This window comes from Methylomonas sp. MK1, assembly GCF_000365425.1.
Taxonomy (GTDB): domain Bacteria; phylum Pseudomonadota; class Gammaproteobacteria; order Methylococcales; family Methylomonadaceae; genus Methylomonas.
Genome location: NZ_AQOV01000001.1, coordinates 859,836 through 874,882 on the forward strand (window position 1 = coordinate 859,836; position 15,047 = coordinate 874,882).

Genomic DNA, 15,047 nt, shown 5'->3' on the forward strand with positions numbered 1-15,047 from the left:
ACATGTCAAAATCATTCAACAAACCACTCTTGAAACTGGCCATGATCGCTATCACCGGATTACCGGTATCTGCTTCGGCTTGCGGCTCCGATCCCTTTCTGGGCGAGATTTGCACATTTACCTATAACTTCTGCCCACGCGGCTTTTTAGAAGCCGCCGGACAGACCGTGAGCATTCAGCAGAATACCGCCTTGTTTTCCTTATTAGGCACGCAGTATGGCGGCGACGGGCGGCAGACTTTCGCATTGCCAGACCTGCGCGGCCGGTCGCCAATAGGCGACGGGCAAGGTCCGGGGCTATCGCCTATCCAGGTGGGCGAAGAAACCGGTTCGGAGTTTGTCACCATACTCCAGAACCAAATGCCCTCACATACCCACCCAGCCCACACCAACGTCACTGTCTCTGCATCGATTAACGCAGTGAGCAGCGCCGGCAACACCACCAATCCCTCCGGAAAAGTGTTGGCGACTTCAGCATCCAGAGATAATCTTTATTCGAACGCAACACCTAATACTTCCCTGGACCAAGGCGCCATCAGCACTTCAGCGTCGGCAACGACCACGGTTGGCATTTCGGGCGGAAGCCAGCCCCTTTATATCCGCTCGCCGGTTTTGGGTGTCAAATACTGCATAGCCACACAAGGCATTTTTCCTAGCCGAAATTAAGGGCTGGGATGGTACAAATCTGCTCCGCATGTGCGGATGGTAGCTCCCAAAGCCTAACGTAGCTGCTATTTAGCTAAGCAAGAAGCCCTTCTCCTTCTGGGAGAAGGTGGGATGGGGGGAATCAAAATAAAGCTTTTTACTCATTTATCTCCCTCACCCTACCCCTCTCCCACGGGGAGAGGGAACCATCTGATCTAAATTTAATGGTAATGACGCAAGAAAATAAAAACCGCTTTACCCCAGTTTAAATCCCACAAAAAAACCGCCCGCGCCACTAACGCCCCGACTGGTAAACACCGCTAGCCGGTCCAGCAAAAAACTACCGGATTCCTTGGCAACCTCAGCGGCTGAGTTAGCCGCATTTTCCAAGGCCATGTTGTTGATGTTGATCAGGTCATAATATTCGGCAACGAACAAAATCGATACAATCGCCCCGCCCACGAACAAAGCCGTACGTAGCATTTTTTTGGCGAAATAGCCGACCGCCATTCCCAGAATAAACGGTGCGCCTAAATTACCCAATAAGAAAGCTTCGGAAAAAATATCGTCGGCGGCATGCATTTCAATAGCGTTATTCATAAAATCCAGTCGTAAAATGTTTAAATATTTTCGACGATTTTATAACGAATCCGGCAACATAGAGCATTTACTGCTCAACAACAGCTAAGCCGCCTGCGACGCATAACACGGTCCGGCAAGCGCCTCTGCCGCTATGGCCTGCAAATCAATCACCCTATCCACCGAAGCAATGGTCTCCGGACGATGGGCGATGATGATGCGGGTCAGTTTTAGTTGCTGCACCGCGCCGTTCACCAACTTTTCACGGGCCACATCCAAATGACTGGTGGCTTCGTCCAACACTAAAATCTTGGGGCGTTTGTACAAGGCGCGGGCCAGTAGTACCCGTTGTTTTTGCCCGCCCGACAGGACCGTACCCATGTCGCCGATCAGCGTGTTAAAGGCCATGGGCATGGTCATTACATCTTGATGCACCGCCGCCAACTGGGCACAGGTTTCGATCCAGGCTTGATCCGGTTCCGGATCAAAGAAGCAGATATTGTCGGCAATCGAGCCGGCGAACAATTGATCTTCCTGCATCACCGCTGCCACCATATTGCGGTATTCGTGACTATCGATACGATTTAAGCGCACGCCGCCGATCAAAATCTCGCCGGCGCTAGGCTGCAACAAACCCAGGATCAATTTGGCCAGCGTGGTTTTGCCGTAACCGGATGGGCCGATGATCGCCACCGACTCGCCTTCGGCAAAATCCAGATTCAGATTTTTCAGCACCGGCGGCTCGGATGGTGCGTAACTGAAATCCAGATTGCGGATTTGAATCGATGCCGGCAATTGCTCGTGGCGGGCGCCACTAACATGCTCGTCCTCGGCTTCCGCCAGCGCAATATCGGCAACCCGTTCGGTATGCAAGCCCAGCATTTTGAATTCGATGCCTTTTTCGATGAAGCTACCCACCCGGTGCGTGAATTGATCTTTAAAGGACATGAAGGCAAACAGCATCCCCACCGAAAAACCGCCATCCAGAATGAACAAGGCTCCCAGCCAAATCACCGCGATATTTTCCACTCCAAACAACAAGCTGTTCAGCGCGCGGTAAATGATATTCAGCTTTTGCACGCGGATACCGGCGTTGAAATGATCGACCATCAAATTTTGATAACCGTGCCGGCGTTGCAATTGCCGATTGAATAATTTCACACTCTGCATGCCGCGCACCGTTTCCAATAAATTGGTTTGCTGTTTGGCGGCGCGCAGGATTTGTTCTTCGCTGGCTGCCCGCAACGGTGCAAACGACGCCAGGCGCAATAGCCCATACAGCAGCGCGGCCAGGCTGACGATGGCCGCCAACTTCCAGCTGTACACCAGCATCATGCCCAAGGTAACCAATGCCATCACGCCGTCGATGATGGCTTCCAGAAAGCTGGTGGTCAGAGTTCTTTGAATCACGTTCAACGATTCGAAGCGCGAGACGATGTCGCCCAAATGGCGTTTCTCGAAAAAATTCATCGGCAATTGCAGTAAATGCCCGAACAGATTGCTCATCATCTGCAAATTTACCGAGGTACTCAGCACCAACACCACCCAGGAGCGCAGCGCGGTAATGCCGATCTGGATCAAAGCCAACAATAAGAACCCCAAGCCCAGTACGGTCAAAAGATTGGTGTCCTTGGCAACCACCGCGTTATCGACTACCAGTTGCATAAAAAAAGGCGCTACGATTGCAAACACTTCTATGGCCGCAGCCAATAAAATGATTTGCAAGGTAGCGCTGGAGGCACCATTCAACTGGCCGATGAGGCGGGATAGCTTGATTTGTTGACGTTCGGTTTTTGCCGTAAAGGCTTGGGTCGGTTGTAATTCCAAGGCGACGCCGGTGAAATGTTTGGACACCTCGGTATAAGGTACGTGCACGGTACCTTTGGCCGGATCGAGTATCGTCGCCACGCCGCGTTTGACCTGAGTCAACACCACGAAATGATTGAAATCCCAATGCAAGATGGCCGGCAGGCTAAGTTTGCTCAGTTCGTTTAAATCCACCCGCACCGGCCGCGAGCCCAGATGCAATTGGTTGGCGATCTGGATCAGATGATTCAAGGTCGAGCCTTTCAGCGACAGCGAAAACTTCTGCCGCAGACTGGCTAAATCGACCCGGTGACCGTGGAAATTGGCCACCATCGCCAGGCAGGCCAGACCGCATTCGGCCGCTTCGGTTTGCAGAATTAGCGGGGTTTTTCTGCGGCCGGAAAAGTCGAGGATGTGTTGCATAGTCATGGTTAAACCCGTCCTAGAATGCTGTAAAGAGGATCGAATACCCATTCGATCAGGCGGCGATGATCCAGCCAGATGTCCGCGTCCAGCAGCATGCCGGATTGCAGCGGAATATCCTGGCGATACGCTTGCACCGCTTGTTTATCGATCTCCACCGTGACCCGGTACACCGGCTCTTGCAAAGTCACCGGTAAATCGGCTTCCTTGGGGGTAATCAAGGTTTTGGCAATTTCGACGATGCGGCCTTGATGACTGCCGAAACGTTGATAGGGAAAGGCTTGATAACGCACCGACACAGTCTGGCCCTGCTCGACAAAGCCCACCGCACTGGACGGCACCAATAACTGGGCTTGCAACTTGGCACCTAGCGGCAGAATGGACAGCAAAGGATTGGCGGTCGTGGCGTTTTGCCCTTGTTCGGCCAGGATCGTGGTGACGGTGCCGTCGTGCGGCGCGGTAATCACGATATTGCGGCGCGATTCGGATTCGGTGATGTTTTGCGCCAAGGTCGAAATATTGCGTTCTATGGCGGCGCGTTGGTTTTTAAATTTCATCTGGCTACTGTCCACTTCCAGCTGTGCGGAGCGGATGTCGCGCTGCAAAGTCATTTGCACGCGTTGCAGGGCTTGCAACTTGGCTTGGTGATCCAGCCATTCGTCTTGTTTTTGCTGCGCTTGCACCGCCGAAACGAATTTCGTGGTCAATAGTTGTTGATAGCGCTGCGAGGTCGCGACGGCACCGGCCAGACGCTGTTGTTGGGTGGCTATTTCGCTATTCACTTGCTGCAACTCGCGCTGCATGCCATGCAATCTATCCAACACGGAGCGATATTGAATCTGGTCGATTTGCTCTTGTTTGGCCAGCTCGGTTTCCAGGCTTTCCCGGCGTTGTTTCAATTGTTCGATCGCTGCGGCCTGGGTTTGCGGGGTTTCCCGCGAACTGCTTTCGGTGGATAACACGAACAGCGTATCGCCGGCTTTAACGGCCTGCCCTTCGCGTACGTGTTTTTCGATCAAGGTGCCGGCTTGCGGCGCGTAAACTTTGATCAAACCCATGCTCGGCGACAAATAACCGTTCACATGAGATTTACGGGTGTACTCGCCCCAAAAGGCAAAGGCGACCAGCAGCAAAGCGCTGCTGACGGCTAAAGCGGTGAGAAAGGAAAACGACAAAGACTCCATGTGAATAACCTCCCCTAAGGGCTTGTCTTTTTTAAAGTCCAAGGCTTGTTGTCGAAATAACTCATGTTTCATAACGCCGTTTCCTTCTCACCATTTTGACATTCTGACCAAACCCCTCAGAGAACGCCGTAGTCGGCCGCCCGCCGCATGTCTTCGGTCGGCTTGAGGTTATTGGTCACCACTTGCGGACATCTAAAACACGCCGAGCGGCCTTCCTGTTGCCACCAACGACAATCGGCACGAATCGCGCAAACCGGCAATTGCTCGGTGACTGTCGGCGTAAAACGCACGACTTTTTCCGCCAGCCGGCATTTGGATTCCGCCTCCGCGTAGTGCCCGCAACCGGTGCAGGCACAAGGCGCGGAAAAGCGGAATACTTCCGCCGGACTGACAGGGCCAGCCAATTCGAGCAATTGCTCGGTCACCGGTTGCGGGGCACTCAGATAGGCCATTTCCGGCTTATCCGCGGTGCCGGTCATCACGCCGATGACTTGGGCACCTTCCCATTCCGGCTGCGCGCTGGGACATAACACTGGGTTCTCCAAGGTCATGGCACTATCAACCCAGTTGGGTTGCTCCTTGCAGGCCGCCCAAGCCCCCGGCCAAACCGCCGGCACTTGGGTTGGTAATGACGCTATTCAATCCTCTAAACTGATCGAACCAGGGGCCACCGGCGATAATGCCTTTATTCAGCACCAAGCTTAACGAGGCCCCGCCGCTGACTTGATCGAGTTGCTCCTGATTCAATTCCACGCCGGCAGCCTCCCGGGCTTGCAAAGCGCGTTCTATGCCTTGTGCAGCAAAGGCGGATAATTCATCGGCAGAAATTCGAGTGGTTTTGTTTGACATGACAGTTCTCCTAAATAATTTAAAAAGCCTTATCTCACGACGAGATTGGCCACGACGGTTTTGACGTTGAACGCGCCGGGATTGATCACCGGCCAAAATTTGCGCGGAAATTGGCTTAAATCTTGATCCGGACCAATCAAGCCGCCGGACACCCGATTTAATTCCTCTGCTGGCAAGACTTTCAGGTCTTGATCGAATTTGGATTTTTCAGACATTGTCTTTCTCCTTAATAAAGTTACGAGGCTGGCGCACCGCCGGCCCAACGACTGCGATACCGACAAAATTGCTTGCCAGCCGCATCCCCATCTACCGGTTTGAGAACTAGAGCGGGTATTGATACTTTAGGCGTTCGCCACCCTGGAAAGCTGTGACAAATTCCACTGCAAATCGGGGTAGTTTTTCATTCGACGGGCATTCGTGCAGCTATTGCGGCTACGCTAAACGCGGTACTTCGCTGGATGTGTATATTGCGAAACTTTTTCACCGGCTAAATTTAAAGATCGTCTTCAGCATCTACAATTATTAACACGACCCTTAAGTACTGTTCGCCTTAATGCCTTTGAGGGTACTGAGTCTATCGAAAGACCAACCAGCTCAGGCTCCGACAAGCTCAGCCCGAACGAGGCACCAGGGATAAATAGGGCTGATTTGAATGGCAATATCTTTAATGCAAATGACGACGTTTATAGAAACTGGTAGCTTTTCATAGCCGAATTGGTCGGCAGCTGCCGCTTAGGCTTAATCCCGGCCACACTACCCGGGCCGCTTGGACCGCATAAGATGGTATTTCCGGCAAAACACAAGATCGTTTAGAACGACATTGCAAGCCGCTTTTGCTTATTTAAATGCTGCGCAGCATACTGCCCGAAATACGCTGACAAGATCAGTTCATAGCTATAGCCATTGACCAAACAACCATGAAAAACACGCCTTCACCCGCGGAACAAACAGTGTTACCTGAGGCCGTTGCGCCCTCATTTACCCGAGTTTTAATTTCCAATATCGTGGGTTTGGTGATGTTGCTTGGTCTGGCGCTTTTAGTAGGAATGACTTGGCAAAGCGTCACCAGCACCGAGGAAACCACCCGGCGCGAAGTGAAAGAAACCCTGGACCGCGCGACCGAACGCCTGCTGACTTTGATTCGGGCGGCAGAGATGACAGCCGAATCCGCTGAACGTGCCGCGATTGCCCCGGAGGTAACGGGCGCCACTTTACAATCGACACTGGAATATTCACTGGCTGCATTCGAACAGCGCCCGGAATTAAGTTACCTGGGCATCTCCCTGGCGGCTTCGGGCGAATACGGCGCGTTGGAACGCACTGCAAATGGCGAGATTTTACTTTGGCTATTCCCGGGCAACCGCACGGAAGGCCCGCTGGCGCGAAAGTTCATATTGACCGAGCAGGGATTCGTGCTCCATCAACAGCTGTACAACCAACACTACGATCCCCGCAGTGACGCGTTCTACGAAGCCGCTTTGCGCAGTCCAAGCGGCGACACCTGGGTTCCGGCTTACCGCTGGGCGGCACCTTTCACGGGCAATGAGCCCTTGTGGGGCTTCAGCTACGGCAAAGTGCTCAAAGATGCCGGCGGTCGTTTGATCGGCGTTCTGGATGCCGACTTCGACATCCCGGCACTGAACAGCTTTCTGCGCGCCATAGGTGCGGAATATCACTCCCAGTTTCAGATCCTAGAGCTGGGAGCCGCTCCGCGCCTAATCGGCGATCCGCTGCAAGTAGGCCGGGCGCCACTGCCCTTGCCCGCCGAGTTGAACCCTTTGCTGAATTTCGCCGGCGAATTATTCCTAGACCGCATGCTAGTGGAAGGTGAACAACGCTGGGTTGCCGCCCGGCGCATGCCGCTGAAAGGCGGCATGTCTTGGTTGGTCATTACCTCGCGAAAAGTGTCGTATATCGAGGACATGCTACGCCGCCAGTTATATCAGGTGGGCGGCATGGGCGTGGCAATTACCGCGGGACTGGTGCTGGTCTCGATGCGCATGGCCAGGCGTTTCGGCAAACCGCTGGCGGTGCTGGAACGCAGGGTTGCCGGCATCGGCCATACTGAACTGGAAGCCCCGGCGGCCGCCACTTTCGCCACGAACGAATTCCGGGAAACCCAGATTCTGGGTGAAGCACTCGACCACATGGCCGTGGCCGTTAAACAACTGCTGGAAGCCAAAGAACAGCAAGCCGCTTCTCTGGCCTTAAAAGGCGCTATTTTCGACTCTACTCACACCGCAATCTTTAGCCTGGATCACCAGCTGACCGTTATAGAATGGAACGCGGCCGCTGAACGTTTGTTTGGCCTGGCGCGTGAGTACATTCTTGGTAAGAACATCACCGATGCTGTGTTTGCTCCCGACGGCCACGCTGATTGGGCCGAGATCCTCAGCACCACGGATTCCGGCGCGTTTCAATTTCTCGGCGCCCAAGGCGTGTTCGACGCGGAATTGCGGGTAGCGGCTTTTAGACGCAACGGCTTGGAAGTACGCACGTTGTTTCTAAACGACATCTCGGAAAGACAACGCGCGGATGCCGCGTTGCGGGAAAGCTTGGCCCGCTTCCACGCCGCAACCCGCGCGACAGGAGATGTCGTGTGGGATTGGGACTTCGCCAGCAACAACATCTGGTGGAGCGAGAACTTTCAAATTGTGTTTGGCTACAACGCTGACGAGATTTTGTCTTCATTCGACTTCTGGGCCCGCCGCATTCACCCCGACGACCGCGACCGCGTGGTAGCACACCTTCAAGCCACAGTAGCCGGCAGCGAGAAAACCTGGTCTGAGGAATACCGTTTTCGGCGAAAGGACGGCAGCTATGCCGACTTGTTTGACCGAGGCCAATTGCTCTGTGACGACACGGGGCGCGGCGTGCGGATGATAGGTGCCATCCAGGACATCACCGCGCGTAAACAGGCCGAATTGCAGATTCGCTATCTGGCCACCTACGACGGCTTGACCGGCCTGCCTAACCGCGACCTGATCCAGGACCGCATTGCCCAAGCCATCGCCCACGCGCGCCGCGCCGGTAGCCAGCTGGCACTGTTATATCTGGATTTGGATCGCTTCAAGGTAGTCAACGACGGCTACGGCCATCCATTCGGCGACGCGGTATTGAAGGTCGCCGCCGAACGGCTAGGCAGCCTGATCAGGGACGGCGATACCGTGTCTCGCCTGGGCGGTGACGAATTTCTGATTTTGCTGACTGATCTAAACAAAGATAGCGATGCCTATTTCCTCGCCCAAAAAGTGGTCCAGAATCTTGATAGTCCACTGCTAGTTCAGGGGCGTAATATCCATTTGTCCGTCAGTATTGGCGTCAGCGTGTTCCCGCAGGACGGCGAAACCGCCGAGGCGCTGATCGACAACGCAGACGTAGCGATGTACCGCGCCAAGGACCTAGGCCGCAACACCTGTCAATTCTTCACCCGCGAGATGAGCGAGGAAACCCTGCGCCGTGTCAATATAGAAACGCGCTTGCGGGAAGCGTTGGCGGCAGGACAGTTTCAGCTGGCCTACCAACCCAAGGTCAACCTGAAAAACGGGCAAATTTCCGGTTGCGAAGCCTTATTGCGCTGGCAACATCCCGAGATGGGTGCGGTCTCTCCCGCCCAGTTCATTCCAATCGCCGAAGACTCCGGGCTTATCGTACCCATAGGCGATTGGGTGTTGCGCGCGGCTTGCGCTCAGGCGAAAGCCTGGACAGACGCCGGTTTGCCGCCGGTCTGCGTGGCGGTCAACATATCCGCACGCCAGTTTCTACAGCAGGATGTGATCAGTTGGGTGATGAATACGCTCCAAGCCACCGGCCTGCCGGCCTCTCAACTCGAACTGGAACTGACCGAGAGTTTGATCGCTGAGGATGTCGAGAAGGTCATCGCCACTTTTAGCCAGCTCCGGAGCGCCGGCGTGAAGCTGTCCATCGACGATTTCGGTACCGGCTATTCCAGCCTCAGCTATTTGAAACGATTTCGCGTAGATACCCTAAAAATTGATCAATCCTTCGTGCGCGACATGCTCACCGATCCTGAAGATGCCACTATTGTCTTGGCGGTGATTGCACTGGCGCACAACCTGGCGTTCAAGGTGATCGCCGAAGGCGTCGAAACCGAACCACACTGCCAGTTTCTGCGCGAACACCACTGCGACGAGATACAAGGCTATTACTTCAGCAAGCCATTACCGGCATCGGAATTCGAGGCCTTGCTGCGTACCGGCAAACGCTTGGTATAAACGGCAGGCGCTTGGCGGGCTGGCATTTGCAAAGTTGACACCCGCCAATGCGTTGAGCGCTATTCCCACTTTCGCCGCAAAAGTGGTATGTCTGTGATTTAATTGGCCGGCAATGTGTGAAATACTTCACTATCATGACGCAAACTTAGTAAGCTAGGCGTCACATACAAACAGACCGTTATCGAAAGCGGCACTCTACTAAATCAAGCGGTTATAGCCTCATCATGCAAGCAGAAGTCATCGCCAGTCTGAGCAACATTCCCTTTCTCGCCGATTTGCCCGAGGAGGCTTTGGCGGCCTTGGCAGCAAGGGCCAAGGTCATTAAATTCCCGAAAAAGGCGATGATTATCGCCGAGGGCGACCAGACCAGTTCTATGTATGTCATTTTGTCCGGCAAGGTGCGGGTGTTCGGCAGTAACGACAAAGACAAGGAAGTAACCTTATTGATTCAGGAAGCCGGCTCGTATTTCGGCGAATTGGCCTTGCTCAGCGACGAACCCCGTTCCGCCGCCGTGGAAGCCCAGGAAAAAACCGTGTGTGCAGTCATTGCCAAAACCGATTTCATCCACTGGTTGAAACTACACCCCGATGCGGCTATTGCCCTACTTAAAGTGTTGGCTGAAAAAGTCAGATTCCTGACCGAGAAAGTCAAACAAATGGCCTTGTCGAATGTTTACGAACGTACCATTAAAGTGCTGCAAGATATGGCGGAAAAGGACGGCGACGTGTATGTGATTCATAACCGCCCGACTCAGCAAGAGCTGGCGACGATGGTGGGTTCGTCTCGGGAAATGATTAACAAGGTGATGAAAGAACTAACCAAAGGCGGTTACATCAGCGTCGACGAAAAAACCCTCAGAATCGAAACCACCCCACCAGCCTCATGGTGAGCTGCGTATAGCGATTATCGACAACGCATTATCGCTACTGCACATTGGGCCAATTGACAAAAATAAGAAAATCTAGGGCAAAGTTAATTATTACCTTGATCAGTTAGGGTTTCAGACTTTATCATCCGAAAAAAAACATCTTTCGGAGATAAAATGCGCTGCCTTGTGATTTGCTTCATGGTTTTATTTGCGCCAATGTGTTTGGCGGAAACCGATGCGACCGCGACAAGCTGTAGCGTGGAAAAAGCCGCCAAACTGGTTTCGCTGCAAGGCACCTTGTTTTACGACGCCGGCGCCAAGGGACAATGGCAACCAGCACAGTTGGAGCAACGCCTTTGTGAAGGCAGTCGAATCCGGATTGAGGCGTATAGCCGCGCATCCTTATTGCTACCCAACGGCATCACGCTGCGCCTTGCCGAGGGCACGGTACTGACTTTAATCGGCATCGCCCCCAATCAGGCCACATTGGTGGATTTGCTGAAAGGCTTTGTGCATTTCATCAGCCGCACCCCGAAACAGTTACAAATCACCACTCCGATTGCCAACGCCGGTCCGGAAGGCACCGAATTTGCGTTACGCGCCGACGATGCCAGCGCCGAACTATGGGTTTACGAAGGCGCCGTGCGCTTTTTCAATACCTACGGCGATATTCATCTAAAAGCCGGAGAAGCAGGAAAAACCTTGCTGGGCCAGCCCCCCCGCGCGCAAATCGATCTTAAACCCGCCGACGCGGTGAATTGGGCCTTGTATTACCCGCCACTATTGCCCTATTCCGCGTCCGGCGCGCCGTTATCCCCTGCTCTAAGCGCCGCGATTCAGAATTATCGGCAAGGCCGGGTCGATTTGGCACTCACCGCTTTGGACCGGACGCCGCCGGCTGAACAGTCTTCAGCGTTTTTGAAAGCCCGCGCGGCAATCAGGCTCACAGCCGGGCAAAGCCAGTTGGCGATGCAGGATATTCAAGCCTTGCGCTCCATCAATGTGAATGACGCGGACGCTTTAGCACTGGAAAGTATTCTGGCGCTGACCCAAAATCGCAAAGCCGACGCACTGAATCTGGCCGAGCGTGCGGTGACGGTAAATCCGCAATCGGCGACCGCGTACTCAGCGCTATCCTACAGCCAACAAGCCGGATTCGAACTGGAAAAAGCCCTGGCTGCGGCGCAGCATGCTAGTCTGCTAGCGCCTAACGACGCAATGACTTGGGCGCGACTGTCCGAACTGCAATTGGCCGTGGGCTTGCGCTCGGAAAGCGCAGAATCGGCAACCAAGGCGTTTATGCTCGACCCCAATTTGGAAAGAACCCAAACCGTGCAGGGCTTTTCGCATTTATTTCGAGTGGATACTGCCCAAGCCATGCGCCATTTCGAATCCGCCGTCCAGCTGGATTCTACCGCGCCGTTACCGCGCTTGGGTTTGGGTCTAACGAAAATCCGCAGCGGCGATCTGGAAGCCGGCCGCCGCGACCTGGAAATTGCCGCTATTCTGGACCCGAACAATTCCTTGTTACGCAGCTATCTTGGCAAAGCCTACTACGAGGAAAAACGCCCAGCGCTGGCCGGCGATCAATTCGACCTGGCGAAGCAACACGACTCGAAAGACCCCACGCCGTATTTTTACGATGCACTACGCAAGCAATCCTTGAATCGCCCTGTCGAAGCGCTGCGGGATATGCAGCAGTCTATAGAGCTAAACGAAAACCGTGGCGTGTACCGCTCGAAACTGCTGCTGGACGAAGACGCCGCGGCCCGCACCGCCAATCTGGCACGTATATATAACGATCTGGGTTTCGGCCGGGTGGCACTTAGCGAAGCCTGGAAGTCCTTGGGTCACGATGCCACCGATCCGTCGGCCCATCGTTTTCTCTCGGATGCTTACGTCGGTCAACCACGCTACCGCGTCGCCCGCGCCAGCGAGCTGTTGCAGGCGCAACTGCTGCAACCGATCAATATCACCCCGGTACAACCGCAATTGACCGGCGAAAATATCGGCATTCTGAATAATACCGGGCCGGGCAGTTTATCGGTAAATGAATACGACTCCTTGTACACCGGCAACGGCGCGCATCTGGTTTTGAACGGCGCCTACGGCAGCAATAACACCAAAACCGACAACGCTATTGTGTCCGGCGTTTACGACAAATTATCGATGAGTCTGGGCCAGTTCCATTACCGAACCGACGGCTTTCGGCAAAACGACGATTATCAACAAAATATCTACGACGCCTTTGCCCAATACGCCTTCACGCCGGACTTTAGCGTGCAAGCAGAGTTGAAATCGGAAAACGTCAGAGCTGGCGATGTGCCGATGCGTTTGAATCAGTTTCACGATGAAACGCTTAGACAGACTATCAAGCAAGACACAGCAAGAATTGGCGGCCATTATAAAATCGATCCTGAACAGGATCTGATCGGTTCGTTTTTTTATACCAGGAGAAAGGAACTCAACCATGACAATTTCCTACATGCGTTCGCAGACGATCCGGATTTCGATAACCTCGACGATATATCCAGGCTAAACAAAAACGAAGGCTATCAAACCGAAATACAATATCTTTACCACCCACGCTTCTTTGAACTAATAGCCGGGTTAGGCCATCTGGAATTAAGGAACGATATAAACTTTGACAATACAAATATCTTTATCAACGGCGACCCAGACCCCCTCACGGATACGTCAAAAACCGCTAGTCAAACGCACCATTTCAATGGATACATATACTCGAAACAATATTTACCGGGAAACCTAACGACAACCTTGGGACTCAGCTTTGATTATTTGGACAATGAATTAATTGATGTGAATTCAGCGACCATATATTCCGATGGTTCATCCACAATTTCCACGCAGAATCCTGATCTTATTAAACGGCAACAACTTAACCCTAAGTTAGGTATAACTTGGAATCCGATAGAGAATTTAATTTTGAGAGGAGCTGCGTTTAAGACGTTGAATCGGCGCCTAGCAGCAAATCAAACAATTGAGCCAACGCAAATTGCCGGATTTAACCAGTTTTTTGATGATAATAACAATGCTAGAGCCTGGCGATATGGCGTGGGACTCGATTACCATCCATTAAAAACCGTATTCGTCGGCGGCGAACTTAGCTGGCGAGATAGTCGACACCCCTTTACCAGCAACGGTGTATTGACACTTCAAGATCGTAACGAATTGTCGCATTTAGCTTATATTTACTGGGCACCTAAAGAATGGCTAGCTTTCAAAACGGAGTATCAATTTGATAAACAAGATAGAGCCTATAGTGTGGGCAACGGCGCTCCCAATCTCCCACAAAGCATCGCAACTCATCAAATACCCGTTTCTGTCAATTTCTTTCATCCGGTCGGCTTTTTTGCAAGAATAATTGGCACCTATGTTAATCAACACGTTGCAACTGCGACTGACTTTATCTCCAATCCGTTAGAATACCAAAGCGAAGGCTTTTGGACGTTTGACACTGCTGCCGGTTACCGTTTGCCCAAAAGGCTCGGCTCGATTAATTTTGAAGTTAGGAACTTATTTGACAATAAATTCAACTATCAAAGTAATTTCGATACTAGCGGTCCGCAAATCAGCCCATTTACCCCTGAACGACAATTATTTGTAAAACTCAGCTTGTTTTATTAATTTGTTATAAGGGTTTTTTAAAAATCAGGAGAAATATAATGAAAAAAGTTATCGGTCAAACCCCTATTCTATTAGTACTTAGCAGTTTTTTTATTTTTGGATGCGGATCGAATAAATCTATTGAAACACTAGTTGATCAAAGGGTCGCCTTAGCAAACGGCGTCAATTTTGACACTGCAAAAATAGTAGTACTTGATCCTGAGACAGGTCAGGAAATCTCGGCTTGTATTCAAAGTAAACCCGATCCTCGTCGCAGCACCGATAAAGCACAGTCGTCCACCAAAGACTCTGGCGAAAACTGCAAAGCTACTTTGCTTATCGACGACAATCCGACACTAAAAGCAGCCTTAGAACTTAGCAAGCAAACCATACAAGGAGAAATAAAAAAAGACGGCGAAGTGAAGCCTGCCCGGTTTGTTATTTCAGTTACTACCCTTTATAAGGGCTCGCATTGTAACGTCGTTTCATCCGGCGGCGACCAATACGAAAATTGCGGCAGACGACGCTAAATTATATTAATTAGAAAAACAGAGATCAGTGGCAAAGCAACTTACACAGTAATTAGCCAGTTATTCTACCGAAATCAATACCAATCCTCCCGCGCAAGCGGGAGCCGTAAAAACCAATTTATAAAATTATCTTTATAAGCATTGTATTCAATTTTTTCATAAAATTAATTGAAAAATTCTTGACAAGCAGGTAGCACATCCCTATAGTTGACTCAGCTTATTTGCTAGAAAAATTTAATTTCCGATAGGCAGCATTCTGAGTTTTTGCAATAAGCTTATTACTTATCCAATAACCTATACG

General features: G+C 52.1%; 11 protein-coding genes. 5 read left to right on the plus strand and 6 right to left on the minus strand.

Annotated features, from left to right (window positions below):
- Positions 1-2: 2 nt before the first annotated feature.
- Positions 3-665, plus strand: coding sequence for a phage tail protein (locus G006_RS0104010; RefSeq protein WP_200860427.1), 663 nt, complete (start codon positions 3-5; stop codon positions 663-665).
- Between the two features lie 234 nt (positions 666-899).
- On the opposite strand, the gene G006_RS0104015 is transcribed toward G006_RS0104010, so the two are convergent.
- The 6 genes from G006_RS0104015 to G006_RS0104040 form a co-directional block, all read right to left on the minus strand.
- Positions 900-1,244 (minus strand): FUN14 domain-containing protein, encoded by a 345-nt coding sequence (locus tag G006_RS0104015; protein WP_020481879.1) that lies wholly within the window; start codon positions 1,242-1,244, stop codon positions 900-902.
- 84 nt (positions 1,245-1,328) lie between these two features.
- Entirely contained in the window at positions 1,329-3,458 is a 2,130-nt protein-coding gene (locus tag G006_RS24895; protein WP_152428793.1) for a peptidase domain-containing ABC transporter, read from the minus strand.
- Between the two features lie 2 nt (positions 3,459-3,460).
- Positions 3,461-4,708 carry an HlyD family secretion protein gene (locus G006_RS0104025; protein WP_020481881.1) on the minus strand — a complete coding sequence of 416 codons (1,248 nt, stop codon included), beginning with the start codon at positions 4,706-4,708 and terminating at the stop codon, positions 3,461-3,463.
- A gap of 44 nt (positions 4,709-4,752) precedes the next feature.
- Entirely contained in the window at positions 4,753-5,187 is a 435-nt protein-coding gene (locus tag G006_RS0104030) for a hypothetical protein (protein WP_020481882.1), read from the minus strand.
- Positions 5,188-5,194: 7 nt separating this feature from the next.
- Positions 5,195-5,485, minus strand: a complete 291-nt coding sequence (locus G006_RS0104035; protein ID WP_020481883.1) for a hypothetical protein — start codon at positions 5,483-5,485, stop codon at positions 5,195-5,197.
- 29 nt (positions 5,486-5,514) lie between these two features.
- On the minus strand, positions 5,515-5,700 hold the full coding sequence (locus G006_RS0104040; RefSeq protein ID WP_020481884.1) for a hypothetical protein: 186 nt from the start codon (positions 5,698-5,700) through the stop codon (positions 5,515-5,517).
- A gap of 702 nt (positions 5,701-6,402) precedes the next feature.
- Between G006_RS0104040 and G006_RS0104045 the strand changes: the two genes are divergently transcribed.
- The 4 genes from G006_RS0104045 to G006_RS0104060 all read left to right on the plus strand — a co-directional run bounded on the left by G006_RS0104045 (position 6,403) and on the right by G006_RS0104060 (position 14,746).
- Positions 6,403-9,720 carry a bifunctional diguanylate cyclase/phosphodiesterase gene (locus G006_RS0104045; RefSeq protein ID WP_020481885.1) on the plus strand — a complete coding sequence of 1,106 codons (3,318 nt, stop codon included), beginning with the start codon at positions 6,403-6,405 and terminating at the stop codon, positions 9,718-9,720.
- A gap of 224 nt (positions 9,721-9,944) precedes the next feature.
- On the plus strand, positions 9,945-10,610 hold the full coding sequence (locus G006_RS0104050) for a Crp/Fnr family transcriptional regulator (RefSeq protein ID WP_020481886.1): 666 nt from the start codon (positions 9,945-9,947) through the stop codon (positions 10,608-10,610).
- A gap of 153 nt (positions 10,611-10,763) precedes the next feature.
- The gene (locus G006_RS0104055; RefSeq protein WP_020481887.1) at positions 10,764-14,237 is read left to right on the plus strand and encodes a FecR domain-containing protein; all 3,474 of its coding nucleotides are present in this window, start codon (positions 10,764-10,766) and stop codon (positions 14,235-14,237) included.
- Between the two features lie 38 nt (positions 14,238-14,275).
- Positions 14,276-14,746: a hypothetical protein gene (locus G006_RS0104060; RefSeq protein ID WP_020481888.1), complete on the plus strand. Its 471-nt coding sequence runs from the start codon at positions 14,276-14,278 to the stop codon at positions 14,744-14,746.
- Positions 14,747-15,047 lie beyond the last annotated feature (301 nt).